A 24,403-nucleotide genomic window follows, 5' to 3' on the forward strand; every position below is an offset into this window, starting at 1 on the left:
ACCACCTCGTTCGGCGCGATCAGCAGGGACGTCGTCCACGGCGGTCATCTCGCCGACTGAATCCGGACACGTCGGGAGCGGCGTTCTCGCCGGGCAGCCTGTGGACCGACCACGGAAACGGAAGGTCGATGATGACCTTGCCGACCAGGTCGGCGAGGCCCGGTTGATTTCATTGGCAGGCCATGGGCCTGGCGCAGGCCACACAGGTCGTGGCTCAGCTGTCACGACCTGCCCATGACGTTGGTCAGCAGCCCAGCAGAGGACCTGCCAGGTAGGACTCGACCTTGTCGAGCGCGACCCGCTCCTGGGTCATGGTGTCGCGTTCGCGGATGGTCACCGCGTGGTCGTTCACCGTGTCGAAGTCGACGGTGATGCAGAACGGCGTGCCGATCTCGTCCTGCCTGCGGTAGCGGCGGCCGATCGCGCCCGAATCGTCGAAGTCCACGTTCCAGTGCTTGCGCAGCGCGGCAGCAAGGTCGCGGGCCTTGGGCGAAAGCTCGGGGTTGCGGGACAGCGGCAGCACCGCCACCTTCACCGGCGCCAAGCGGCGGTCCAGCTTCAACACGACCCGCTTGTCGACGCCGCCCTTGGCGTTGGGCGCCTCATCCTCGGTGTAGGCGTCCAGCAGGAACGCCATCATGGGCCTGCCCACACCGGCCGCGGGCTCGATGACGTACGGGCGGTAGCGGGTGCCCTCGGCCTGGTCGAAGTAGGACAGGTCCACACCCGAGTGGTTGGAGTGCGTGGTGAGGTCGAAGTCGGTGCGGTTCGCGACGCCCTCCAACTCGCCCCACTCCTGGCCGCCGAACCGGAAGCGGTACTCGATGTCCACCGTCCGCTTCGAGTAGTGCGACAGCTTCTCCTTCGGGTGCTCGTACAGCCGCAGGTTGTCGGCGTTGATGCCGAGGTCGGTGTACCAACGCAGCCGCTCGTCGATCCAGTACTGGTGGGTTTCCTCGTCGGTGCCCGGCTCGACGAAGTACTCCATCTCCATCTGCTCGAACTCGCGGGTGCGGAAGATGAAGTTGCCCGGGGTGATCTCGTTGCGGAAGGACTTGCCGATCTGACCGATGCCGAACGGCGGCTTCTTGCGCGCGGTGGTCATCACGTTCATGAAGTTGACGAAGATGCCCTGCGCGGTCTCCGGGCGCAGGTAATGCAGGCCCTCCTCGGACTCCACCGGGCCAAGGTGGGTCTTGAGCAGGCCGTTGAACATCTTCGGCTCGGTCCACTGGCCGCGGCCGCCGCAGTTGGGACAGGGGATGTCGACCAGGCCGTTCTCCGGCGCGCGGCCCTTGCGCTCGGTGAACTCCTCTTCGAGGGTGTCCGCGCGGAAACGGCGGTGGCAGGCGGTGCACTCGACCAGCGGGTCAACGAAGGCCTCGACGTGACCGGAGGCCACCCACACCTGACGCGGCAGGATCACCGAGGAGTCCAGACCGACCACGTCCTCGCGGCCGGTGACCATGTACTTCCACCACTGCCGCTTGATGTTGTCCTTGAGCTCCACACCCAGCGGGCCGTAGTCCCAGGCCGAGCGGGTGCCGCCGTAGATCTCGCCGCACGGGTACACGAAGCCCCGTCGCTTGCAGAGACTCACGATGGTGTCGATCCGATCGGCGGCCACTAGCGCTCTCCTGGTGCAGGTCAGTTCGGGGGATTCCAGCCTAGCCAGCAGCGCAAAGCCGATTCGACGCGGCCTCGACTACGCCCCGGTCTCACCCATTGGGAGCAAACAGCTGCCTCCTTTTGACATGCATGGATACGCATATGACGATGGCTCTGGCGTTACCGAAACGAGATTCAGGAGCGATCATGCTGACCGAGCACCGTCAGGCGGAGAAGCACAGCCACACCCACGGACCGGGCTGCGGTCACGACGCGGTCGTGCACGGCGACCACGTCGACTACCTGCACGACGGCCACGTCCATCGGGAGCACCGCACCGATCAGGGCGTGCACTACGACGAGTGCGCGAAGTGCTCGTGCTCCAACTGTTCCGACACCTGCGCGGCCTGCGATTGCGCGGACTGCACCTGCCCGACCTGCAACCACAACTCGTGCAGCTGCTCCAACTGTTCGGACTGCCGGTGCACCAACTGCACATGTGCCGACTGCAACTGCGCGACCTGCGCGCACGCCGCCTAGTCAGCGTGGCGGGATCGACGGGCCTGCCGCCTCGCCGAGGCGGACCCGGCCTGCATCGGAAGCAAGCAGGCTCGTCTCCCTCTCAGTGGCGCCGTCCCGCGCCCGGGTGCGGACCTCGTAGGCCGCGGGCTCATCCGCCAACGCCTCGGACAGCAGCGGAACCACGTGCTCACGCACCTCGAACGGCGACATGGCACGCCGGTAGGCGGGCACCGACTCGAAGCGGACCGTGAGCAACCAGCGCTCGGCGTCCTCCGTCGAACGACCCAGTTCGCCGCCGAGGCAGCCCGGCTGCGCGGTGAGCAGTTCCAGTGCCCGCTCCGCACGCTCGGTGAAGCGTACGGCTTCCGCATCGGGGACCGTGAACCGGCAGTTGAGAAGCACAGTGCATGCTAGACCGGTGACGTCACGACGCCTGATTCCCGGCGACGGCCCGCTGGCGCGGGTCCGTCCGCTTGCCGTGTTCCTCGTCGTCGCCGCCCTGTTCGGACTCGGCGTCTGGATCAAGGGTGCGGCGGGCGCAGGCCTGCTCGGTCTGCTCGCCGCGGGCGTGGTGGCGCTGCTGGCCGCCACCTGGTCCCGTCTGCGCCCCGCCGAACGCGCGCTCCGCGTGCTGGTGCTGTTGATTCTGATCGCCGTGGCGGTCTCGGTCGTGCGGTAATGGTTCTACGATGACTAGGCACGCTGGCGAGCTCGCGCGGTCCACTGACGTAGGTGCTGGAGATGACGATGGCTACCCCCGACGCTGTTTCGACCGAGCACGACGGGCTGCCGGGCGTCGAGGAGCACTCCACGGAACGCAGCGCCGCCAAACCCGCCCCGGCGAGATCCCAGCGCACCCTGGAGGCCGCGGGTGACCTGCTACGCGCACTGGCCGCACCGGTGCGGATCTCCATCGTGCTCCAGCTCCGCGAGGCCGAGCGCTGCGTGCACGAGCTGGTCGACGCCCTCGGCGTGACCCAGCCCCTGATCAGCCAGCACCTGCGCGTACTCAAAGCCGCGGGGGTTGTCTACGGCGAACGACACGGCCGCGAGGTCATCTACCGGCTGGTGGATGATCACCTGAGTCATATCGTGGTGGACGCGGTCGCCCACGCCGAGGAGAACCGGCCGCGAGGGGAGGACGCGTGAGCGCGGAGAGAGTCGCACCGGTACCCGGCCTGCGGGCCACCCGGCAGCGCGCGGCGGTGTCCCGGCTGCTGGATCAGCTTTCCGACTTCCGCTCCGCCCAGGAGATCCATGAGGAACTCCGCCGCCGCGGTGAAGGCATCGGCCTGACCACCGTCTATCGCACCCTGCAGACCCTGGCCGATGCGGGCGAGGTGGACACGCTGCGCACCGACAGCGGCGAGGCCATCTACCGCCGCTGCTCCAGCCACCACCACCATCACCTGGTCTGCCGCGAGTGCGGCCGCACCGTCGAGGTCGAGGGCCCTGCCGTCGAACGCTGGGCCGAAAAGGTGGCAGCCGACCACGGCTTCGTGCAGGTCAGCCACACCGTCGAGGTCTTCGGCACCTGCGGCCCCTGCGCGGGCTGACCGCCTGGCAGAGAGTGATTCGCGTCTTAACCCACTTTGGCGGAACCGCCGCGCCCTGAGCTGCGTCATTGCTAGCGTGACCCTGGACGATTCCAGCAAAGGGGGGTTCCGGTCATGCCATTCGGCCCTATGCCGGCCCAGATGCCCAGCCATGGCGGCGCGGCGCCCACCGCGGGCGCGCCCACCGGCGGCGGCAATGTGGTCATGCGCGTCAACCCGGAACGAGTCGTAGCGCTCAAGCGGGAACTCGAGGACGTCCGCAACGACATCGCCAACTTCATGCAGTCCAAGGGCAGCGACCTGCGCGTGCCTCCGATGGCGGGCGACCCGGTGTCGGGCGACGCCTCGAAGGAGTTCACCGGCAACGCCCAGCTGGCCATCCAAGTCGCGGACCAGTACATCCGGGAGTTGGAGGCGACCATCAGCGGGCTTCAATCGGCTGTGGACAACTACGGCTTGGCCGAAGAAGACAACACCACGACGATGCAGGACCGGAGCTGACCATTTCCATGCGTTCTCTTGCCTGGCTGCCCGCCATCGCCCTGGGGTTCATCGCGCTCAGCGCCTGTGGGAACGGGGAAGGCGGCGATACCTCGACCACCAGCGCGACCACCACGACCAGCCCATCGAGTTCGCAGCAGGCTCGGCCGCGCGAGATCAAGCTTGATGGCGCCGACCCCTGTGGATGGTTCGACCCTGCGAAGCACACCGAGTTCAAGATCGATGTGCAGGGCAAGCCTCATGACGACACATCGTCGCTGAAAGCCAAAGAATGCGTGTGGAACGTGAACGGGGCTGACTTCAGGCTGAGCTCGGTCACCGGCAAGGGAATCGAGCACTGGACCGCTCCGGGTGGGCTCTGGCAGACCTCCCCGGGAACCGTCCTCGACTTCCCCGCGGTCCGGGTCGTCCATTCCACGCCCAAGGAGCGGTGCGACGTGGCGGTGGACGTGGCGAACGGGCAGCACCTGTTCGCCAGCGCCACGGTTCGCGACACCACCAAGTACCCGCAGCCCTGTGATGCCGCCGAAAAGATGGCGACCTCGGCGATGACCGCCCTCGGCGCGGGGCGGTAAGCAAGCTTTGGAACGACCCATGTCCTGGAGGGGATGACGATGGGCCAGTGCTACAACTTCGACTCGTTCAGTCATCAGACCATGTACGACTGGATGCACAAGGGCGACACCATGTGCACCGCCGACGGGAACGTGGGTGGGGCCAAGGTGAGTGAGGGGTCCATGAGTGCCTGGAAGGAATTCCAGGCGTTGATGGCCAATGCCCAGGAGCGGGTCAACACGGCACTGGCCAAGGCGGCGCCCGAGTGGGAGGGGCAGGCCGGGAACGCCATGCAGGGTGGGGTCGCTCCGCTGGCGCAGTGGGCGGCGGACGCTCACACCGCGGGTGGCGAGACGCAGGGCAGCCTGACCAGGCAGGACACGGATGTGGCCGAGACCGCCAAGAACGTGCCGCCGCCGGTGCAGGTGACCTCCACCGCCAACAGTGACTACCTGGGGATTCCCGGTGGGTTCACGCATTTGTTCGGCGGGCAGACCGACCAGGACAAGCAGGAGCAGGCCGCCAAGGACGAGAAGGCCAAGGCCGTCCGGGCGATGCAGACCTACAACGTGCAGACCGGGCAGAACACCGGCGGGGTCGGGCAGTTCACGCCGCCGCCCACGGTGGCCGTCGAGGTGCCGCCGCCGTCGACCGGAACCACCGGTGTCAACGGGCGGACCGGCGGGCCGACGCAGCGGTCCGCGGGGACCGGTTCGCGCACGGGTGGCAGCACCGCGGGCACCGGTGGGCGGGCGGTGCATGACACGCCGACGCTCAACGGTGGTGTGAACACCGGAGGCAGCGGCATCCCGGGGCACACCGGAGCGCAGAACGTCACGCCGACGCCGCCGATCACCGGCAACCCGAACGTTCCGCTGCCGAGCCCGGGCGGTCCGCCGAACACGGGCAACCCGATTGGTCTCCCCGGCCCGGTACCCGGTGGCCTCCCACCAGGGGCCGGCGGCGGCAACGGGACCGGTGGGGGCCGGTTCGGTGGGGCAGGTGGCGCGGGCGGGCTGCGTGGCGGTGCGGTTGCGGGTGGCTTCGGTGGACGTGGCGGGCTCGGCATGGGCGGTGCCGCGGGTTTCGGGGCCTTCGACGACGGAGTGCAGAACCGCGGAATGCGCGGGGCGCCTGGGCAGCCCGGTATGGGCGGTATGGGTGCGCCTGCCGCGGGGGCTCGCAAGGAAGAGGACAAGGAGCACAAGCGCGCCGAGTACCTCGAGGAGACCGACGACACGATCTGGGGTGACAGGGACTTCAAGGTCGCGCCGCCGGTGATCGGGGCGTGACCGGGCGGTTCGTGCTGTCCAGGCTGGAGTACGACGTCTGCTGGGAGCAGCTTGGACTCGGCGAGTTCCCGACCTTGTTGAACATGAACTCGCACGGCACGACGATGGACGAGCGGACCGAACTGTCGGTCCGGGCGTGGCAGTCGCTGCGGGCCAAGGGCTACATCGACGGGCCGCGGCGGCTGCATCCCGACCTGGAGGACGCGCTCGGCCTGCTCGCGCGGCCCGAGCGGGAGGTCGACGCGCGGTTGCGGCTGGACAAGCACGGGCCGATGTTGCGGGCGCTGGCCGGGGCGAACGGGCAGTTCGCGGCGATGGCGGTGCTCAGCCACCAGGATCTGACCGTACAGCTGGTGCAGGCGGACGGGTTGCCGCAGGCGGTGGTGGGCCTGCTGCCGCCGCACCCGCCCGGGCCGAACCGGTCGGTGAACATCCTGGCGGAGAACCTGGACCGGGCCGCGGCGCAGTCCGGGGAGTCCGCGGAGGTGTTCGAGAACGCCCTCGCTCAAGAGGGGCTGAGCCGCGGCGATGCGAAGTTCGTCGCCGAGGTCATGGGCGATGTGGTCAGGATGGGCCAGTTCGGCGTCGGGTACCGGCCGCGGGTCTCCGGTCGGCGGGAGCGCGGCGAGTACGTGGTGTCGTTCTACGACAGCTCGCGGGGTCGCTACCAGTTCACCCGCAAACCCAGCAACGGCCGACTGTGGTGCACGCTCGCGCCCGGTGACCACGCGCGGTTGACCAGGTCGGTGCAGGAGCTGCTGACGAACCTGGTCAACCGGCTCGAGTACGCCTAGAACTCGTACGGGTCGGCGGGCGTGGCGATCGGGTTGAGCTGCTCCACGTTCAAGGTGGGGACGTAGTTGTTGGCCTCGGTGGCGGTGCCGGGCTGGAGTTTGCCGATCACCTCGACCCAGCTGTCCTGGGACAGCGTCGACAGGTCGGCGCCGTCCATGCGAACGCGGATGGGTCGCGCGTCGCCGACGCAGCAGGCGATGGCCATCCGGCCGACGAAGGTGGTGCCGTTGTCCTGCATGATGAAGCCGGTCAGCTTGACCGAGCGCTTCTCCAGACTGCCGGACTTGTCCCACACCGCGCGGGTGACGAAGTCGGTCATGCGCAGCGCGGGGTTGTCGCCGGGCGGGAGTTCGGCGAACTGGCTGCTCTGCTGGTTCTGCGCGGCGAAGTTGTTGGTGGTGGACTTGCTGGCCGCGGCGGCGCCCAGGGCGGGCGGGGCGATCAGGAAGATGGCCAGCACCGGCAGCAGCAGCATCCACGGGCTGCGGGACTCGTCGTGGGAGTGGTCGTGCTCGCTCGCGCAGACGGCCTCCACCGGGGCTTTGTCCTTGCGGAAGTCATGCAGGATCGCCAGCGAGGCCAGCACCACCATCACCACGCCGGAGCCGATCAGCCACGGTTGCAGGCTGGGCTTGACGTAGTTGAGGTAGGTGCCGGTCAGGGAGATCTTCAGCAGCGCACCACCGAGCAGGATCAGCAGGATGTTCTGCGTCTCGCGTTTCATCGGAAGCCTCCCAGGACGACGAACCCGGCGGCGGTGGCGCACAGGATCGCGACGACAAAGGTGGTCGGGGCGAAGCGGAAGGCGAACTTCCGGCCGAAGGTGCCCGCCTGCAACGCCATCAGCTTGACGTCCACCGCGGGGCCGACGACCAGGAACACCAGTCGCGGGAGCAGCGGCAAGGTGGAGAAGGAGGCCGCCACGAACGCGTCGGCCTCGCTGCACAGGGCCAGGATCACCGCGAGCGCAGCCATCACGATGATGCCGAGTGCGATCTGGCTGGCCAGCGAGTTGAACCAGGATTCCGGCACGACCACCTTGAGCACCGCGGCGAACAGGCCGCCGAGCACCAGGAACCCACCGGCCTGCACCAGGTCGTGGCGGGCGGTCTCGGCGAACACCATCCACTTCGACTGACCCGGCTTGGACTCCAGGCGCTGCAGTGCGCGCTCGGCGATCCACTCGGACTTGCCGAAGCGGGTCCACAGCCAGCCCATCACGCACGCCGTGAGCAGCGAGCCGACGAAGCGGGCGACCACCATGCGGGGCTCGCCCTGGAACGCCACGGCGGTGGACACCAGCACGATGGGGTTCACGGCGGGCGCGGCGAGCAGGAAGGTCAACGCGGCGGCGGGGGCGATGCCCTGCTGCATGAGGCGGCGCGCGACCGGCACCGAGGCGCATTCACAGCCGGGCAGCGCGACGCCTGCGATACCCGCGATGGGCACGGCGGCGGCGTTGTTCTTCGGCAGCGCCTTGCGCAGCGCGCTCGCTGGCACGAAGGCGGCGATGAAACCGCTGATCACCACGCCCAGCACCAGGAACGGCATGGCTTGCACGGTGATGCCGACGAAGATCGTGGCACCGGTCTGTAAGGCGGTGGTGTCCAGCAGGTCGGCCAACTGGCTCTGCAGGGCGATGGCCAGGATCAGCAGGACGCACAGCAGCTCCAGGGAGCCGGGGCGCCAGCGTTCCTTAGGCGGTCCGGGTATCGCATCCGGCTCCACCTGCTGGGTGGTGGTCGTCACGGCGCCCATGCTGTCATGCGCATCAGCGGAAACGGAACACCCTCCCCCATCGCAGCAGGTCGTAGTTCGAGCTCCTTCTTTAACTGTTTAGCCCCGTCGTGTTTGCCGTTTGTACAGCTGCGGTACTAAAGCTGCCCTGCATGAGCCCTGTTTCCCGACGCCGACTGCTCGGCGCCACCACCGCGGTCGCCGCGGGCACCACCGCCGCCTCGCTGCTGCCGCCCTCCCTGCACCGCGCCATGGCCGAACCGCTGCGCCGCGGCGGCCTGAACGCCGTCGAGCACGTGATCGTGCTGATGCAGGAGAACCGCAGCTTCGACCACTACTACGGGCGCCTGCGCGGGGTGCGTGGCTACGGCGACCGCACGCCGCTGGTCCTGCCCAACGGCAACCCGATCTTCCGGCAGCCCGCGGGCACGGGCGAGGTGCTGCCGTTCTCGCTGCGCAAGGCCGCCGAGGAGGCGGGCCGGGACAACGCCGCCATCCAGTACCTGGGCGATCTCGACCACAGCTGGAACGGCAGCACCACAGCGTGGGCGCAGGGCTGGAACAACGACTGGATCGCCGCGAAGACCGCGGCCACCATGACCTACTACGAGCGGCAGGACATCCCGCTGCAGTACGAACTGGCGGACACCTTCACCATCTGCGACGCCTACCACTGCTCGGTGTACGGGTCGACCAACCCGAACCGGAACTACCTGTGGACCGGCACCACCGGCTTCGAGCCGGGCACCTCGAAGCGGGCCGTCACCAACGCCGCGTACTCCTATGACCACGCCGGATACGAGTGGACCACCTACCCGGAGCGCCTGGAGCAGGCAGGCGTGTCCTGGCAGATCTACCAGGAGTGGGACAACTTCACCGACAACCCGGTGGAGTACTTCCTGCCGTTCAAGAAGATCGGCCGCAAGATCCTGGCCGCCGTGGACGGCAGGTACCGCACCACCGAGGAGTTCTACTACGCGGTGCTCGGCAAGTCCGCCGAGGAGCGCGCGAAGCTGCTGGCGCAGTTCGACAAGGGCCTGGCCTCGCTGACCACGCCGGAGCGCAGGATGTTCGACCGGGCGATGTACCGCAGCGAGCCGGAGTCGCTGGTCACGCGGCTGCGGGCGGACATCAAAGCCCGCAAGCTGCCGAAGGTGAGCTGGCTGGTGCCCTCGGCGGTGGACTCCGAGCACCCGGGTAGCTCCACCCCGGTCGGCAGCGCGAACCTGATCTACGACGTGCTCGACGCCATCGCCGCCGACCCGGAAACCTGGTCCAAGACGGTGCTGTTGATCAACTTCGACGAGAACGACGGCTTCTTCGACCACGTGCCGCCGCCGGTGGCGCCGCGGCCGTCCTCGGGCGGCGGCGACGACTGGTACGAGGGCAGGCCGATCGGCCTCGGGCCGCGGGTGCCGATGACGATCGTGTCGCCGTGGACCATCGGCGGGCACATCGACTCGCAGGTCTTCGACCACACCTCGGTGCTGCGTTTCTTGGAGCGCTGGACCGAGGTGAAGGAGCCCAACATCAGTTCGTGGCGGCGCACCGCCTGCGGCGACCTCACCTCGGCCTTCGACTTCGACCAGGCGGGCAAGCCGAAGCAGCCCGCCAAGCCGGGCGCGGTACCCGCGCCGATCAGCCGTTGGCGTCCCTCGGCGCCCGCCCAGCAGTCGCTGCCCGGTCAGGAAGAGGGCCGCCGCCCGGCCCGCGCCCTGCCCTACCAGCCCACAGTCACGGCCGCGCTCACCGACGCCACGCTCGCACTGACGCTGCGCAACGGGGGCGCGGCGGCCTCGCACTTCGCCGTCTACCCCTACCGCGGCGAGTTCCCCCACCCGGTGCACGTCGACGTGGCGAAGGAGCATGTCGAAAAGGTGCGGGTCAAGGACGAGTACCGGCTCGCCGTGCAGGGTCCGAACCGCTTCTGGGCCGAACTCGCCGGTTCGGCGACCGGCGCCAACGTCGAGGTGTCCACCAGGAGTTCCCGCTGGCGCGACAAGATCGCGCTGACGCTGACCAACGCGGGCAAGACTTCGGTCACGCTGCGGGTCAAGGCACTGGCCTACGGCGGCACCGATGAGAACGTGCAGCTCAAGCCCGGTAGGACGCACGAGGCCGCGCTGGCCACCGATCAGGGCTGGTACGACGTGGAGGTCACCGCGGCGGAGGACGCCAAGTTCCGGCGGCGGCTCACGGGTCGCGTCGAGAACGGGCGGCCGGGAGTAACGGCCTAATCCCTGGTGAACACCCGTGAGTGGCAACCGAGGTTGCCACTCACGGGTGCCCTACTTGACGCTGGCGAGCAGCTCGGTGCGCAGCTGGGAGGCGTTGGAGACCACCAGCATGAGCAGGGTGCTCAGCGCCTCGTTGCCGAGGCCGTCGGCGGGGAAGGCGTAGCGCAGGGTGACGTCGTAGTTCTTGTCCGCGCGGACCACGCCGAGCGTGCCGAACAGGCCTTGGCCTGCCCGTTCGGCCACCGAGATGGCGAGGGCATCGGTGGCGGGCAGGTCCCAGGCCACCACGCAGGTAAGGCTGAGCACGGTGAGGCCGTCGGACAGCTCCATGCACTGCACGGCGCAGGGCACCCCGGAGTGCTGGAAGCTCAGCGCGCCGTCGTCGTCGACATGCACATCGTGGTAGCGCTCCAGCGCCTCGCGGGCCGCGGTCAGCAGCTTCCCGGTTCGCAGTGCCTCGCTCATCCGGTGCCTCCCATCGCCTCGGGGGTGTCCTGCGCGCCGCCGAACCGCCGGTCGCGGCGGGCGTAGGTCTCGCAGGCCGCCCACAGGTGCCTGCGGTCGAAGTCCGGCCACAGGATGTCCTGGAACACCAGCTCGGCATAGGCGGACTGCCAGAGCAGGAAGTTGGAGATGCGCTGCTCACCGGAGGGCCGGATGAACAGGTCCACATCGGGCATGTCCGGCTCGTCCAGGTGCTTGGCGATCGTCCGCTCGTCCACCCGGTCCGGGTTGATCTTGCCCTCGGCGGCGAGCCGGGCGATCTCGCGGGCGGCGTCCGCGATCTCGGCGCGGCCACCGTAGTTGACGCACATGGTCAGGGTGAGCACGTCGTTGCGCTTGGTGCGCTCCTCGGCGACCTGAAGCTCGGTGACGACGCTGCGCCACAGCCGCGGCTGCCGCCCGGCCCAGCGGACCCGGACACCCAGCTCGTCCAGCTCGTCCACCCGGCGGCGGATCACATCCCGGTTGAAGCCCATCAGGAAGCGCACCTCTTCGGGGCTCCGCTTCCAGTTCTCCGTGGAGAAGGCGTACAGCGAGATCCACTTGACGCCGATCTCGATGGCGCCGCGGACCACGTCCAGCACCACCGCCTCGCCGCGCTTGTGACCCTCGATGCGGGACAGGCCGCGCTGGTTGGCCCAGCGGCCATTGCCGTCCATCACGATCGCGACATGGGCGGGTACGAACTCCGCCGGGATACGCGGCGGTGTTGCACCCGAAGGATGCGGGTCGGGCGGTCGGACGCCGGTGTCACCGCGTCCACGCAACCGACGCAACATGCGGTTCTCCATCCCCCCGCGCGAGGGTCAACTGGCGTTGCCGCTCACGGGTCTCTTGCGCTCAACCAACGGCAGCGAGCGTAGCTGTCGCTCCAGATGCCACTGCAGGTGAGCGGCGACCAGGCCGCTGCCCTCCCGACGGGCCGCGGCCACACTCGCCTCCGCCACCGTCCAGTCGCCGTGGAGCAGAGCGACCATCAGCGCCAACGTCTCCTCGGCCGGGCTGGCCGAGCCCGCGGGACGGCAGCGAACGCACACCGAGCCGCCCGCGGGCACGGAGAACGCGCGGTGTGGGCCGGGTGTTCCGCAGCGGGCGCACTCGGCCAGCGCGGGTGCCCAGCCCGCCTGCGACATGGCCCGCAGCAGGAAGGCATCCAGCAGCAGCGTCGGCTCCCTGGTGCCCTCGGCCAGTGCCCGCAACGCCCCGCAGACCAGCAGGTACAGCTTGAGCACCGGCTCGCCCTCCTCGGCGGAGAGCCGGTCGGCGGTCTCCAGCACCGCGCAGCCCGCGGTGTAGCGGGGATAGTCGTCGACCATGGTGGAGCCGAAGGCGTCCAGGGTCTCGGCCTGGGTGATGACGTCCAGCGTGCGGCCGGTGTAAAGCTGCAGGTCGACGTGGGCGAAGGGCTCCAGGCGGGCGCCGAAACGCGACCGGGTGCGGCGCACGCCCTTGGCGGCGGCGCGCAGCTTGCCGTGGCGGCGCGTGAGCAGGGTGATGATCCGGTCAGCCTCGCCCAGCTTCTGCACCCGCAGCACGACTCCGCAGTCCCGATACAGGCTCACCGGCTTATCGTCGCATTCAGATGCGGAACCAGAGGAAAGGCTCGACCGGCAGGTTGCGCACAACCCACCACACCATGACCAACGCGCCGAGCGTGAACAGCAACGCCGTGCCCGTGCGGCCCGCGGGCCAGAAGCGGCGGCCCCAGCCCAATTCGGTGCGGGCGAAGGCGACCAGCACAGCGGCGGCCACCGGCACGAGGACCAGCAGTGCGAAGGCGTTGAAGTGCAGTGCCGCGGTGAAGTCGCCCTCCAGCAGCGCGCCTGCCATCCGGCTGCCGCCGCAGAACGGGCAGTTCAGGCCGGTGAGCAGCCGGAACGGGCAGGGGATGGCGACCAGCCCGGTGCCCAGCGCGGCGCCGACCGCACCGGTCGCGCCGAGGATGATCGCCGTCTTGCGCAGCCGGAAGATCACGGGCGTCTGGGCAACGTGCACGGCTGGGCCTCCCTATCGGATCGCGATGACCACGGTACCGGCGGCCATATCGTGCCAACCCTGTTTGCGGCGGGAATCGAACAGCGGCGACAGCCACAACAGCGCCACGAAGATCGAACAGGCCAGCGCCACCGCGTACGGCAGCGCCGCCCGACCCAGGGCCTGGCCGTAGTTGACCGGCCCGCCCGTGCGGGAGTCGATGATCTTGATGCCCATCCACTGCTTGCCCAGTGTGGCGCCCCACGCCGCGACCATCAGCCACTCGTACAGCGGCGGCCCGAAGATCCAGAAGACCATCAGGACGATGAACACGGCCACCGCCAGCGGCGGCGGGGAGTCGTGCTCGAAGCCGCCGCCGAGTCCGACGACAAGGAACGCCAGCACGGCGGGCAGTACGTTGACCAGCAGACCGTCGAGCAGTCGCGCCACCAGCCGCTTGCCCATCGAGGCCAGTCGCACCTCGCCGACAGCGGGTAGCACGAGCCGCTCGCCGGGCACCACGACATCCAGATCGCCCGCGGCGTAGGCGGCCGGATGCATCGGGTACGGATAGGGCTGTCCGAGGTGCGGCGGCGGATACGCCGGATAGGACTGCTGACCGTACTGAGCGGGCGCGGGTGGGTACTGGCCATAAGGATCTTGCGGATCGTGACTCACGTCGGTCTTTCTGTCCACGCTCCGGCGCCTGCATCCGCCCGGAACCCCGTCGACGACACTAGCTCGGCAACACCCGACGCGGGTCGGGATCGCCGTTCGGCATAAAGCATTCGGCCACACCAAGGGTCAGCGCCGCGGCCGTCATTCCCGCACATTGCGAAGGCTTCGATCGGATGCTCTTCGATCGAAGCCTTCGCGGTGCGAATTCGTTTACTTGGTGCTGATCACCACGGTCTTGGCGACCTTGTCGTGCCAACCCTGCTGCTTGCCGGACTTGTCGAAGAAAGGCGAGATGTAGACGACCAGCTGGCCGATACCACACACCAGGGAACCGACCATCGGAATCACCCAGCGCAGGACCGCGGGGCCCCAGCCGGGCACCTGTCCATCGGCCTCGCGGACGACCTTGAGCCCGAGAATGGACTTTCCGAGAGTCGCACCCCGGACCGCGATCAACACGATTTCGTACAGGATGGCGACGATGCCGACGAAAGCGATCGTCCCGAAGTAGGCCGCGAAGAATCCGGCGCTGGGCTGGCCACCCGCTTCGAAGTTCTCCTGCTCGTTCACCGCCGCGCCACCGATCAGCAGGGTGGCCAGAATGGAGACCGGGATGCCGACGATCAGAGCGTCCAGGATGCGCGCCAGCAGTCGCTTCCCCATGCTCGCAACGGGAATCTGTCCATAGCCGGGGTGGGGCTGTTGCCCTCCTGGAGCGCCATAGGGCTGTTGGCCATAGGGAGGCGTGGTCACCGTGACTCCTCGCGTTGTGTTCTGGTCCGGAGGAGCAAGGCGAGTTCCCCCAGAATTTCGCTGCGCGGAATGTACCGACAAACCCGGAGGCAGGCAGGCGAAATAGATAAAGCTTTCATCAACTTGGGTCAAAGATCAGGCATGAGTGACCGCTGGTGATCGTCATGTCACGGAGACGACCACGGTGCCCGCTGCCTTGTCGTGCCAACCCTGCCGTTTCAGCGAGTCGAACACGGGCGAGAGGTGGATCAGCGGCATCGCGACGAAGCAGAAGCAGGGGAACCAGCCCAGCGCCGTGATCACCCAGCGGACCAGCCCGGCGCTCCAGCCGGGAAGCTGCCCGTCCTTGAGCCGGATCGCCCGGATGCCGGTGAGCTGCATGCCCACGGTGGCGCCGCGCAGGGCGACGGTGCTGATCTCGTACAGCGCGCCGATCAGCCAGAGCGCGCCGATGCCCAGGTAGATCACCGGGCCCATCTCATTGAACTCGCTGAGCTCACGCAGGTTGACGGCATCGCTAAGGCCCCGCCAGAGGTAGGCGATGTAGGCAGCGACCGGGGGCACGATGGTGAACAGCGAGTCGATCAGCCGGGCGAGGAACCTTTTGCCGAAGCCCGCCAAGGGCAGCGTGCCCCGGCCCGGCACCGTGATCTGGCCGGTCGGACGCAGCGCGAAGCCGGGTTGGAACGGGGGTCCTGCCTGCGGGTACGGCTGGGCGGGGTACTGCGGTGGTCCCGCCTGCGGGTACTGGCCGGTCTGGGGGTGCTGCGGCCCGGTCTGCGGGTACTGCGGGTAGGGCTGTTGCCCGTACGGCTGCGGAGGGTACTGGCCGTACGGATCGTGCGGGCTGCTCACCGGTGGTTCCTCTCCCCTGGATGGCGCAGCGCACGATACCGTTCTAGAAGCCCAGCTTCCGCAACTGGCGCGGGTCGCGCTGCCAGTCCTTGGCGACCTTCACATGCAGGTCCAGGTAGATCTTGCTGCCCAGCAGCGCCTCGATCTGGCGGCGGGCGTCGGTGCCGACCTTGCGCAGCCGTTCGCCGCCCTTGCCGATCACGATGGACTTCTGGCTCTGCCGCTCCACGTAGAGGAAGGCGTGCACGTCGATGAGGCCCTTGTGGCCGTCGCGGGGCATCATCTCCTCCACCACCACGGCGATGGAGTGCGGCAACTCGTCCCGGACACCCTCCAGCGCGGCTTCCCGGATCAGCTCGGCGACCAGGGTGGCCTCGGGCTCGTCGGTGAGCTCGCCGTCCGGATACAGCGCGGGCCCCTTGGGCAGGCGCTTCACCAGCAGATCGGACAGGGTGTCGACCTGGAAGGACTTGACCGCCGATACCGGCACGATCTCGGCAAAGTCCATCAGGTCCTGCATGGCCAGCAGCTGCTGGGCGATGGTCTTCGGCTCGGCGAGGTCGGTCTTGGTGACGATGCCGATCACCGGGGTGCGCTTGGCGACCTTGGCCAACTCGTTGGCGATGAACTTGTCGCCCGTCCCGACCGGCTGGTCGGCGGGCACGCAGAAGCCGACCACGTCGACCTCGGACCAGGTCTCGCGGACCAGGTCGTTGAGGCGGCGGCCGAGGAGCGTCCGCGGCCGGTGCAGACCGGGAGTGTCCACGATGATCAGCTGTCCGTCGGTGCGGTGCACGATGCCCCGGATGGTGTGCCGCGTGGTCTGCGGCTTGTCCGAGGTGATCGCCACCTTCGCGCCGACCAGCGCATTGGTCAGCGTCGACTTGCCCGCGTTCGGTCGTCCCACGAAGCAGGCGAAGCCGGAACGGTAGTCATCCTGGCTCTCGCTCATCCGTCACATTCTGCTGCCAGGCCGCTAACGGCGCGGTGGCGGGGTGATGCGGTGCAGTTCGAGGAGATCCGGCACGGCATCCGCGTCGCCGCCCCGCCGCAACCAGTCTTCCATGCTGTTCACGGTGGTGTCGGCCAGCACGAAGCCGAACCACTGCGGCCTGCCCCTGCCATGCACGACAACGACATTCGAGTGCTCACAGGAGTCGAGGCAGTCGGCTGTCCGGACGGTGATCCGGCCCCCGGACTCGGCCGCCAGCGCCCGCAGCCTGGCCAGCTGACCGTCATGGTCGACGTCGGGGTGCTTGTGCCGGGTGCCGCAGCAGCAGTCGCGGCACACCGTCACCCGCAGGGGCTTGCTCATCGAGTTCCCGCCTGTGGAGGAAGTGGATCAGCAGTATCCTCCCCGCCCGGAGCCGGGCCGCGATCATGCTGTACGCCACATCGGGGCCGGTCTAGGGTCGGCCCATGCTGATCATCGCAGGCTGGTTGCGGGTCGACCCGGCGACGCGGGCCGAGTACCTCGAGGGGTGCCGGACGGTCGTGGAGCAGGCGCGGGCGGCGGCGGGCTGCCTCGACTTCGCGCTGGACGCCGATCTGCTGGAGGCGGATCGGATCAACGTGTACGAGCGGTGGGAGTCCGACGAGGACCTGCACCGGTTCCGCAGCTCGGGGCCGGACCCGGAGCAGACCGTGCAGATCCTGGACGCTTCGGTGGCGAAGTACCGCATCTCGGCCACCGAGGCCCCTTAGTCCCTCACCGCGCGCCGTGGACCTGGCCCTTGGCGTCGGCCAGCAGCAGGGCCGCGTCGGTGGTGAGGTCGCGGACGGCGGCGGCCGAGGCGTCGTCGATCCGGTCGGCGTCGGTGACGACGGCGGCGGCTTCAAGGCCCTCGGCGCCGCTGGACACGGCGGCGGCGACCGCGGCCTGGAGCGCGGTGAGCTTCAGTGAGGGCAGGCTGACGGTGCTCGCGGCGTAGGCGCGGCCATCGGTGTCGCGGACCGCGGCACCCTCCGCGGCGCCGGTGCGGGCGCGGACCGAGCGGGCCAGCGTCACGATCTTGGCGTCTTCGGCGTCGAGCTCGATCTGGTCAGTCACCCTGTCCGTTTCCTTCCGGGTCGGCGGAGCGGTCCACCAGCACCGTGGTGATTCGCATCCGGCCTCGGTTGTCCTTGCCGCCCTCGGCCCGCAGGCGCAGGCCCGCGAGCTCGGCCTCGGCGCCGGGCAGCGGCACCCGCCCCAGCCGCTGGGCGAGCAGGCCGCCGACGGTCTCAACGTCATGATCGCCCAATTCGATTCCGAACAGCTCGCCGAGGTCCTCGATGGGCAGCCGCGAGCTGACCCGGTAGGCGTCGGTCTCCAGCTGCTCGACCGGCGGGCGTTCCTCCTGGTCGTACTCGTCGGTGATCTCGCCGACGATCTCCTCCAGGATGTCCTCGATCGTCAGCAGCCCTGCGGTGCCGCCGTATTCGTCCACGGCGATGGCCAGGTGGTTGCGGGACACCTGCATCTCCTTGAGCAGCCGGTCCAGCCGCTTGGAATCGGGCACGAAGGTGGCCGGGCGCATCAACTCGCGGACCGCGGGCCCGCCGTCGCCGTGTTCGGCGTGTTCGATGGAGGCGCGGACCAGGTCTTTGATGTTGATCACGCCGACGATGTCGTCGACGGTCTCGCCGATGGCGGGCAGGCGGGAGAAACCCGTGCGCAGGCACAGGGCGAGCGCTTGGCGGACGGTCTTGGTCTGCTCGATCCAGACGATCTCGGTGCGGGGCACCATGACCTCGCGGGCGATGGTGCCGCGGAGCTCGAACACCGAGTGGATCATCTCGCGCTCGCCCGCGGCGACCACGCCGCGCTCCTGCGCGAGGTCGACCAGTTCGCGGAGCTCCACCTCGGAGGAGAACGGCCCCTCCGGGAAGCCCTTGCCGGGCGTGATCGCGTTGCCGATCAGGATCAGCAGCTTGGTCAGCGGGCTGAGGATGGTGGCGAGCAGCCGGATCGGCGCGGCCGCGATCAGGCCGACCCGGTAGGGGTGCTGGCGGCCGATGGTGCGCGGGCCGACCCCGACCAGCACGTAGGACGCGACCAGCATGCCGAGGCCCGCGACGAGCACGCCGAGCCACGGGGGCTGGAGGAGTTCGAGGCAGGCGACGGTGACCAGCACGGTGGCGCCCAGTTCACTGCCCAGCCGCAGCAACAGCAGCAGGTTGATGTGCCGGGGCCGGTCGGCGAGCACCTGGGCGAGCTGTTTGGCGCCCGCCCGGTCACGGCGCACCAACTCGTCGACGCGGGCGCCGGAGGCGCTGCCCAAAGCCGCGTCGGCGGCGGCGAAGCAGCCCGCGGCGAGCACCAGCAACACGGCGAAGATCAACAGTTGCACGGCGCCGCTGATCATCGACTACCGTCCCGGTTCTTCCCCGGAGGGCGGTTCGCCGGTGTCGGCGAGGCCGACCGCGCCGAGCATCCGCAGGTCGGCGTCGCGCTGGGCGGCGACCGTCGCCGCGTCCTGCACGGCCTGCCGGTACTCGGTGAGGATGCGGTTCTGCAGCGCGAACATCTCCCGCTCCTCGGCGGGCTCGGCGTGGTCGTAGCCGAGCAGGTGCAGCACGCCGTGCACGGTGAGCAGGTGCAACTCGTCGGTGAGGCTGTGGCCCGCCTTGCGGGCCTGGTCCTTGGCGAAGGCCGGGCACAGCACGATGTCGCCGAGCAGCGCGGGCCCGAGGCCCGCGGCGTCGGGCCGCCGCGCCGAGTCAAGCTCGTCCATCGGGAAGGCCATCACGTCGGTCGGCCCCGGCAGGTCCATCCACCGCTCGTGGAGGTCCGCCATCACGTCCAGCTCGACCAGCAGCACGGACAGCTCCGCCAGCGGGCTGACACCCATTTTGTCCAGGGCGAACCGAGCCGCGGCCACAATCGAGGACTCCTCGACCGTGACACCGGACTCGTTGGCGATCTCGATGGTCACCGGCCAACCTTAGTGTTCAGTTCTTCAATCGCACTCAGCGGCCGCGTCGCCCGAACTCCCGCTGCCTCCCGTCGCCGACAGCCGCGTTGGGGTGCCTGCGAGCGTGCCGGTTCTGGTAGATCGGCGCCTGCTCCGCTGCCTCCTGCGCCGCCTGCCAGCGGTCATAGGCGTCCACGATGTTGCCCACCAACCGGTGCCGAACCACATCGTGGCTGGTCAGCATCGAGAAGTGCACGTCATCCACACCGCCGAGGATGTCCTGCACAACCTTGAGCCCGCTGCGCTGCCCCCCGGGAAGGTCGATCTGGGTGATATCACCCGTCACGACGATCTTGGACCCGAACCCGAGCCGGGTGAGGAACATCTTCATCTGCTCGGGCGTGGTGTTCTGCGCCTCGTCCAGGATGATGAATGCGTCGTTGAGCGTCCGCCCACGCATGTAGGCCAGGGGCGCGACCTCGATCGTCCCCGCTTGCATCAGCCGCGGAATCGACTCCGGCTCGATCATGTCGTGCAGCGCGTCGTACAACGGACGCAGATACGGGTCGATCTTCTCGTACAGGGTGCCCGGCAGGAACCCCAGCCGCTCCCCCGCCTCCACGGCAGGCCGCGTCAGGATGATGCGCGTCACCTGCTTGGCCTGCAACGCCTGCACCGCCTTGGCCATCGCCAAGTACGTCTTGCCCGTACCGGCGGGCCCGATGCCGAACACCACGGTGTGCGCGTCGATGGCGTCCACATACCGCTTCTGATTCAGCGTCTTCGGCCGGATCGTCTTCCCCCGCCGAGACAGAATGTCCAGGCTGAGCACCTCGGCAGGCGATTCACCGGTCCCAGCGGACAACATCGCGATAGTCCGCCGCACGGTATCCGGCCCCAACTGCTGACCCTTACCCGCCAGCGCGATGAGCTCGGCAAACACCCGATCGGCAAAAGCCACATCAGCAGGCGTACCGGACAGGGTGATCTCATTCCCCCGGACGTGCACGTCCGCGGTAAGCATCTCCTCGGCAACCCGAAGGTTCTCGTCACGAGAACCCAGCAGGGTGAGCACCTTCGCGTCCGGTACGGCAATCCTGGACTGGGCCGACGCCGCGGCCAGGTCATCGGACCGCTGCGAGCCGGTCACGTCGGCGGAATCGGCGGAGTCGTTCCCAGTAGGTTGTGCGGTAGGTCCGGCCACGAGGCCCCTTGCCTGCTTCCTGCGCATCGCCTGCGCATTCGGGTTGGGTGTCGACACCGATGCTAGCGGTGCCCAAGCCCAAAACGCAGCGACTTAACCCCCGTGTCAGCTCGTAGGCCCACCCAGCCGTCCCATCGACCCCCATGCAGTTGTCACAACTGTGCTAAGAAGAGACCGTGCCAAAGGTGGTCGACCACGACGAACGGCGCCGAGAGCTGGCGCAAGCCCTGTGGCGAGTAGTGGAACGGGACGGAATCGAACACGCTTCGGTACGAACCGTAGCGGCCGAGGCCGGCTGGTCCACCGGCTCACTCCGCCACTACTTCCCAACCCAGGAAGCCCTGATCGGCTTCGCCGCCGAACTGGTAGGCGACCAGTTCACCCAACGCATGGACGCCCTGGTGGCCCGCTTCACCGGCCGAGACCTGCTCCGAGCCTTCATACTCCAGCTACTCCCCCTGGACGACCAGCGAAAACTGGAAATGTCCGTCTGGCTCTCCTTCTCCGCCAGATCCCGCTACGACGAAAGCCTCCGCGAGGTAGAACACAAAGCCAACGCCGCCATAGCAACGTCCTACACCGACGCCATGCACCACTTCGCCGCAACCGGCACCCTAAAACCCAACGCCGACCCCACCCTGGAAGCCCTGCGCCTACAAGCATTCGTAGACGGCCTGGCCATGCACGCCCTACTGGCCCCCACCCGCTTCAACGAGGCCACGGTAACCAAATTGGTAGACAGCCACCTCAACGACCTGCTACCCACCCCACCCCAGCCACAACCTACCCTCGGTGAGGCAACGGAATAACCATTAGCCTGCGGGCATGGATTGCCTGTTTTGCAAGATCGTGGCGGGAGAGATTCCAGCAAGCGTGGTCGCGGAAACCGAGCACGCCCTAGCCTTCCGGGACATCAACCCGCAGGCCCCCACGCATGTGCTGGTAGTACCGCGAAAGCACTACGAGCATGCCGCGGAGCTAGCCGACGCGGACCCGCAACTCGCGGCCGAACTGCTGAGCCTCGGCGGCAAGGTCGCCGAACAAGAGGGAGTGGCCAGAAACGGGTACCGGCTGCTGTTCAACACGGGCCGCGAGGCGGGCCAAACGGTGTTCCACGCCCATCTGCACGTACTGGGCGGAAAGCCACTAGGCGCAATGCTCGTGTCGTAACTGGAGCGCGAAGCTCGGATCGCAATCTGAATAAGCACCACACCAACGAAAATCCCCAGCTAGCCACCCAAACGAACAGTCCCAGCTAAACCCAAACGTCAGCACACACCCAGCCCCCCTCACCACAAAGTGGGGGTCCGGGGGCGAAGCCCCCGGCTGGGGGTCTGGGGGGCTCGGCCCCCCAGAGCAATCCAGTGCGGAATAAGGCGAAGAGCGAAGCTCGAGCACCACCCACCCAATTACGCACTGTGGCGGGGCCTGGGGGTCACCCCGCCACAGCGCTACCCCACCGGACCGAGGGGGGAGGTGTCCGGCGGTCCTCCGGGTGCCCGTCACCCGAGGCCTCTGGGAATCGATTTCACTACTGTTTGGTTACCAGTTGTGTTCCGACCCCGCTGAAGCCAAAGCCTATCCCGTTGCCGCCGCTGAGCGCTACATCTGCTTGCCGGGGTATTTCAGCTGCGAGGCGAAAGCCCAGGTCAGCAAGGTCAAATACCACCTCGTGGGCGACAACTTCACCTGGTGGCGGCACCCCAAAACGCGCCTGTCGGAGGGCATCCGCGGGTCGCTGGCGGCCACGACCCGATATCAATCCCACAAAGGTTGCATAACCCTGACAGAAGTCAGTTCCACCGCTCGGTCAGCACCCCAATGGCACCCAGCGCGACCGCGGCGGCGGTCGAGGCGCGAAGCACGCCCGGCCCCAGCCTCACCGCGTGCGCACCCGCCGCGAGCAGCACGGACAGCTCCTCCTCGGAGATCCCGCCCTCCGGTCCCACCACGATCATCAGCTCGCCGTCGGTCGGCAGCTCAAGCTCGCTGAGCCCGGACCCCGCCGCCTCGTGCAGGACCAGCGCCAGGTCGGAGTCGTCGATGCGCGCGGCAAGCTGCCTGGTGGTGACCGGCGGGTCGACCTCGGGCAGGCGGCTGCGGCGGGACTGCTTGGCGGCCTCGCGGGCGGTGGCCCGCCAGCGGGCGAGAGCCTTCTCCCCGCGCGGGCCTTCCTCCCAGCGCGCGACACAGCGCTGCGCACGCCAGGGGATGATCGCGTCGACGCCCGCCTCGGTGGCCAGTTCGACGGCGAGTTCGCCGCGGTCGCCCTTGATCAGCGCCTGAACCAGCGTGACCGCGGGCTGCGGCGCGGGATCATGGCGCTTGGACAGCACATCCAGCTGCAAGCTGTCCCGATCGGCTTGGGCCACAACGCATTCCGCCACTCCCCCGCGCCCGTCGGTGACGAGCAGGTGCTCACCGGGCTTCAGCCTGCGCACGGCAGCGGCGTGGTGGCCCTCCGGCCCGTCCAGGACGGCGGAACGGCCCTTCGGCAGTTCGTCGACGAGGAAGACCGGCAGGCTCACCGGAACGATTCACGCAGCCGCGAGAACAGGCCGCCGCGGGAGGTGCTGGCCAGCTGCGGCTCCTCTTCGTTGCGCAGCCCGGCCAGCTCACGCAGCAGTTCGGTCTGGCGGCTGTCCAGCTTCGTCGGCACCATGACGTCCATGTGCACATGCAGGTCGCCGTGCCCGACCACGCGGCCGTTGGACCGCAGCTTGGGCATGCCGCGGCCGGGCAGCACCCGGACCGTGCCGGGCTGGGTGCCCGGTTCCACGTCGAGTTCCTCCCTGGAGTCCAGGGTGGCCAGCGGAACGACGCTGCCCAGCGCGGCGGTGGTCATCGGCAGCCGCACCGTGCAGTGCAGGTCCGCGCCATCGCGGGTGAACACGTCGTGCAGTAGCTCTTCGACCTCCACGTAAAGGTCGCCGGGCGGCCCGCCGCCGGGGCCGACCTCGCCCTGGCTGGCCAGCCGGATGCGCATGCCGTCGGCGACGCCGGGCGGGATCTTCACGTTGATCGTGCGCCGCGCCCGGACCCGGCCCTCGCCGGTGCACTTCTGGCAGGGGTCGGTGATGACCTCGCCGAAGCCGCGGCAGACCGGGCAGGCCCTGGTGGTGACGACCTGGCCGAGGAAGGACCGCTGCACGGACTGGATCTCGCCGCGGCCGTCGCAGGTGTCGCAGGTGGTGGGGTTGGTGCCCTTGCGGCAGCCGCCGCCACCGCATTCGTCGCAGAGGACGGCGGTGTCGACGGTGAGCTCACGGTTGCCGCCCGCGGCGCAGTCCTCCAGCGTCAACTGCATGCGCAGCAACGCATCCGAGCCGGGCTGCACGCGGGAGCGGGGCCCGCGGGAGCCCGCGGTGGCCGCGCCGAAGAAGGCGTCCATGATGTCGCCGAGGCCGAACCCGGCGGTGCTGAACGGGTCGCCGCCGCCGGGACCGCCGCCGCCCGGGCTGAGCGGGTCGCCGCCGAGGTCGACGATCTGCCGCTTCTTGGGGTCGGAGAGCACCTCGTAGGCGGCCGTGACCTCACGGAAGCGCTGCTGGGCCTCGGCGTCGGGGTTGACGTCCGGGTGCAGCTCGCGCGCCAGCTTCCGGTAAGCGCGCTTGATGTCTTCGGGCGTGGCCTGTTTCGCCACACCCAGAATGCCGTAGTAGTCCCTGGCCACCGTTTCGTTTCCTCCTGCCGCGCAAGCGCAGCCTTCGGGGGTCGCCCCCCTCGCAGTGTTTCA

Annotated in this window: 31 protein-coding genes; 12 read left to right on the top strand and 19 right to left on the bottom strand. The window is 68.7% G+C overall.

Translation table 11 applies throughout. The features are described 5' to 3' along the window. Positions 1-244 precede the first annotated feature (244 nt). Positions 245-1,627, bottom strand: a complete 1,383-nt coding sequence (locus tag ACU6XJ_RS03425; RefSeq protein ID WP_476306805.1) for a glycine--tRNA ligase — start codon at positions 1,625-1,627, stop codon at positions 245-247. 188 nt (positions 1,628-1,815) lie between these two features. On the opposite strand from ACU6XJ_RS03425, the gene ACU6XJ_RS03430 reads away from it, so the two are divergent. Continuing rightward, positions 1,816-2,148, top strand: coding sequence for a hypothetical protein (locus ACU6XJ_RS03430; protein WP_476306806.1), 333 nt, complete (start codon positions 1,816-1,818; stop codon positions 2,146-2,148). On the opposite strand, the gene ACU6XJ_RS03435 is transcribed toward ACU6XJ_RS03430, so the two are convergent. Further along, positions 2,149-2,532, bottom strand: a complete 384-nt coding sequence (locus ACU6XJ_RS03435) for an antibiotic biosynthesis monooxygenase family protein (protein ID WP_476306807.1) — start codon at positions 2,530-2,532, stop codon at positions 2,149-2,151. It lies immediately after the preceding gene. Between the two features lie 16 nt (positions 2,533-2,548). On the opposite strand from ACU6XJ_RS03435, the gene ACU6XJ_RS03440 reads away from it, so the two are divergent. From ACU6XJ_RS03440 to ACU6XJ_RS03470, 7 genes are all read left to right on the top strand, one after another. Next, the gene (locus ACU6XJ_RS03440; RefSeq protein ID WP_476306808.1) at positions 2,549-2,809 is read left to right on the top strand and encodes a hypothetical protein; all 261 of its coding nucleotides are present in this window, start codon (positions 2,549-2,551) and stop codon (positions 2,807-2,809) included. Positions 2,810-2,871: 62 nt separating this feature from the next. Continuing rightward, positions 2,872-3,279, top strand: a complete 408-nt coding sequence (locus tag ACU6XJ_RS03445; protein WP_476306809.1) for an ArsR/SmtB family transcription factor — start codon at positions 2,872-2,874, stop codon at positions 3,277-3,279. Beyond that, the gene (locus ACU6XJ_RS03450) at positions 3,276-3,686 is read left to right on the top strand and encodes a Fur family transcriptional regulator (protein ID WP_476306810.1); all 411 of its coding nucleotides are present in this window, start codon (positions 3,276-3,278) and stop codon (positions 3,684-3,686) included. Before ACU6XJ_RS03445 ends, ACU6XJ_RS03450 begins: the two co-directional genes overlap by 4 nt. Positions 3,687-3,815: 129 nt before the next feature. Next, the gene (locus tag ACU6XJ_RS03455) at positions 3,816-4,187 is read left to right on the top strand and encodes a PE domain-containing protein (RefSeq protein ID WP_476306811.1); all 372 of its coding nucleotides are present in this window, start codon (positions 3,816-3,818) and stop codon (positions 4,185-4,187) included. Between the two features lie 8 nt (positions 4,188-4,195). Then, entirely contained in the window at positions 4,196-4,762 is a 567-nt protein-coding gene (locus ACU6XJ_RS03460) for a DUF3558 domain-containing protein (protein ID WP_476306813.1), read from the top strand. 33 nt (positions 4,763-4,795) lie between these two features. Beyond that, on the top strand, positions 4,796-6,034 hold the full coding sequence (locus ACU6XJ_RS03465; RefSeq protein WP_476306815.1) for a hypothetical protein: 1,239 nt from the start codon (positions 4,796-4,798) through the stop codon (positions 6,032-6,034). Continuing rightward, on the top strand, positions 6,031-6,828 hold the full coding sequence (locus tag ACU6XJ_RS03470) for an ESX secretion-associated protein EspG (RefSeq protein ID WP_476306817.1): 798 nt from the start codon (positions 6,031-6,033) through the stop codon (positions 6,826-6,828). The genes ACU6XJ_RS03465 and ACU6XJ_RS03470 overlap by 4 nt, the downstream gene beginning before the upstream one ends. Here ACU6XJ_RS03470 and ACU6XJ_RS03475 read toward each other — a convergent pair. Together ACU6XJ_RS03475 and ACU6XJ_RS03480 are read right to left on the bottom strand one after the other, a co-directional pair. Then, complete coding sequence (locus tag ACU6XJ_RS03475; RefSeq protein WP_476306819.1) at positions 6,825-7,553, bottom strand: TIGR03943 family putative permease subunit; 729 nt, start codon at positions 7,551-7,553, stop codon at positions 6,825-6,827. The genes ACU6XJ_RS03470 and ACU6XJ_RS03475 overlap by 4 nt on opposite strands. Then, positions 7,550-8,587, bottom strand: coding sequence for a permease (locus tag ACU6XJ_RS03480; protein ID WP_476306821.1), 1,038 nt, complete (start codon positions 8,585-8,587; stop codon positions 7,550-7,552). Before ACU6XJ_RS03480 ends, ACU6XJ_RS03475 begins: the two co-directional genes overlap by 4 nt. A gap of 131 nt (positions 8,588-8,718) precedes the next feature. Between ACU6XJ_RS03480 and ACU6XJ_RS03485 the strand changes: the two genes are divergently transcribed. Next, entirely contained in the window at positions 8,719-10,803 is a 2,085-nt protein-coding gene (locus ACU6XJ_RS03485) for a phosphocholine-specific phospholipase C (RefSeq protein WP_476306823.1), read from the top strand. A 51-nt stretch (positions 10,804-10,854) separates the two neighbouring features. Here the strand turns inward: ACU6XJ_RS03485 and ACU6XJ_RS03490 are convergent, their stop codons facing one another. The 9 genes from ACU6XJ_RS03490 to ACU6XJ_RS03530 form a co-directional block, all read right to left on the bottom strand. Next, complete coding sequence (locus ACU6XJ_RS03490; RefSeq protein WP_476306825.1) at positions 10,855-11,268, bottom strand: hypothetical protein; 414 nt, start codon at positions 11,266-11,268, stop codon at positions 10,855-10,857. Beyond that, the gene (locus ACU6XJ_RS03495) at positions 11,265-12,086 is read right to left on the bottom strand and encodes an isoprenyl transferase (protein WP_476306827.1); all 822 of its coding nucleotides are present in this window, start codon (positions 12,084-12,086) and stop codon (positions 11,265-11,267) included. Before ACU6XJ_RS03495 ends, ACU6XJ_RS03490 begins: the two co-directional genes overlap by 4 nt. A gap of 27 nt (positions 12,087-12,113) precedes the next feature. Next, a complete protein-coding gene (gene recO / locus ACU6XJ_RS03500) occupies positions 12,114-12,869 on the bottom strand; it encodes a DNA repair protein RecO (RefSeq protein ID WP_476306829.1) in 756 nt (251 codons plus the stop codon). Positions 12,870-12,885: 16 nt separating this feature from the next. Continuing rightward, complete coding sequence (locus tag ACU6XJ_RS03505) at positions 12,886-13,302, bottom strand: DUF2752 domain-containing protein (RefSeq protein ID WP_476306831.1); 417 nt, start codon at positions 13,300-13,302, stop codon at positions 12,886-12,888. Between the two features lie 12 nt (positions 13,303-13,314). Continuing rightward, a complete protein-coding gene (locus ACU6XJ_RS03510) occupies positions 13,315-13,977 on the bottom strand; it encodes an RDD family protein (RefSeq protein ID WP_476306833.1) in 663 nt (220 codons plus the stop codon). Positions 13,978-14,169: 192 nt separating this feature from the next. Further along, positions 14,170-14,622 carry an RDD family protein gene (locus tag ACU6XJ_RS03515; RefSeq protein ID WP_476306834.1) on the bottom strand — a complete coding sequence of 151 codons (453 nt, stop codon included), beginning with the start codon at positions 14,620-14,622 and terminating at the stop codon, positions 14,170-14,172. A gap of 252 nt (positions 14,623-14,874) precedes the next feature. Further along, complete coding sequence (locus ACU6XJ_RS03520) at positions 14,875-15,567, bottom strand: RDD family protein (RefSeq protein ID WP_476306836.1); 693 nt, start codon at positions 15,565-15,567, stop codon at positions 14,875-14,877. Positions 15,568-15,610: 43 nt separating this feature from the next. Beyond that, a complete protein-coding gene (era, locus tag ACU6XJ_RS03525; RefSeq protein ID WP_476306837.1) occupies positions 15,611-16,519 on the bottom strand; it encodes a GTPase Era in 909 nt (302 codons plus the stop codon). 24 nt (positions 16,520-16,543) lie between these two features. Next, entirely contained in the window at positions 16,544-16,882 is a 339-nt protein-coding gene (locus ACU6XJ_RS03530) for a (2Fe-2S) ferredoxin domain-containing protein (RefSeq protein WP_476306839.1), read from the bottom strand. Positions 16,883-16,986: 104 nt separating this feature from the next. Here ACU6XJ_RS03530 and ACU6XJ_RS03535 point away from each other — a divergent pair, with 104 nt between their 5' ends. Then, positions 16,987-17,271 (top strand): putative quinol monooxygenase, encoded by a 285-nt coding sequence (locus tag ACU6XJ_RS03535; protein ID WP_476306840.1) that lies wholly within the window; start codon positions 16,987-16,989, stop codon positions 17,269-17,271. Positions 17,272-17,275: 4 nt separating this feature from the next. Here the strand turns inward: ACU6XJ_RS03535 and ACU6XJ_RS03540 are convergent, their stop codons facing one another. The 4 genes from ACU6XJ_RS03540 to ACU6XJ_RS03555 are packed head-to-tail and all read right to left on the bottom strand — an operon-like array spanning position 17,276 to position 20,694. Next, positions 17,276-17,617, bottom strand: a complete 342-nt coding sequence (locus ACU6XJ_RS03540; protein WP_476306842.1) for a cytidine deaminase — start codon at positions 17,615-17,617, stop codon at positions 17,276-17,278. Continuing rightward, on the bottom strand, positions 17,610-18,914 hold the full coding sequence (locus tag ACU6XJ_RS03545) for a hemolysin family protein (protein ID WP_476306844.1): 1,305 nt from the start codon (positions 18,912-18,914) through the stop codon (positions 17,610-17,612). Before ACU6XJ_RS03545 ends, ACU6XJ_RS03540 begins: the two co-directional genes overlap by 8 nt. A 3-nt stretch (positions 18,915-18,917) precedes the next feature. Further along, positions 18,918-19,484, bottom strand: coding sequence for an rRNA maturation RNase YbeY (gene ybeY / locus ACU6XJ_RS03550; RefSeq protein WP_476306846.1), 567 nt, complete (start codon positions 19,482-19,484; stop codon positions 18,918-18,920). 34 nt (positions 19,485-19,518) lie between these two features. Next, a complete protein-coding gene (locus ACU6XJ_RS03555; protein WP_476306848.1) occupies positions 19,519-20,694 on the bottom strand; it encodes a PhoH family protein in 1,176 nt (391 codons plus the stop codon). Positions 20,695-20,843: 149 nt separating this feature from the next. Here ACU6XJ_RS03555 and ACU6XJ_RS03560 point away from each other — a divergent pair, with 149 nt between their 5' ends. Then, the gene (locus ACU6XJ_RS03560) at positions 20,844-21,476 is read left to right on the top strand and encodes a TetR/AcrR family transcriptional regulator (RefSeq protein ID WP_476306850.1); all 633 of its coding nucleotides are present in this window, start codon (positions 20,844-20,846) and stop codon (positions 21,474-21,476) included. 16 nt (positions 21,477-21,492) lie between these two features. Continuing rightward, positions 21,493-21,837, top strand: coding sequence for a histidine triad nucleotide-binding protein (locus ACU6XJ_RS03565; RefSeq protein WP_476306852.1), 345 nt, complete (start codon positions 21,493-21,495; stop codon positions 21,835-21,837). 623 nt (positions 21,838-22,460) lie between these two features. On the opposite strand, the gene ACU6XJ_RS03570 is transcribed toward ACU6XJ_RS03565, so the two are convergent. Together ACU6XJ_RS03570 and dnaJ are read right to left on the bottom strand one after the other, a co-directional pair. After that, positions 22,461-23,195 carry a 16S rRNA (uracil(1498)-N(3))-methyltransferase gene (locus ACU6XJ_RS03570; RefSeq protein WP_476306854.1) on the bottom strand — a complete coding sequence of 245 codons (735 nt, stop codon included), beginning with the start codon at positions 23,193-23,195 and terminating at the stop codon, positions 22,461-22,463. Beyond that, a complete protein-coding gene (dnaJ, locus tag ACU6XJ_RS03575; RefSeq protein WP_476306855.1) occupies positions 23,192-24,340 on the bottom strand; it encodes a molecular chaperone DnaJ in 1,149 nt (382 codons plus the stop codon). The genes ACU6XJ_RS03570 and dnaJ overlap by 4 nt, the downstream gene beginning before the upstream one ends. Positions 24,341-24,403 lie beyond the last annotated feature (63 nt).

Source organism: Actinorectispora metalli (assembly GCF_056323685.1).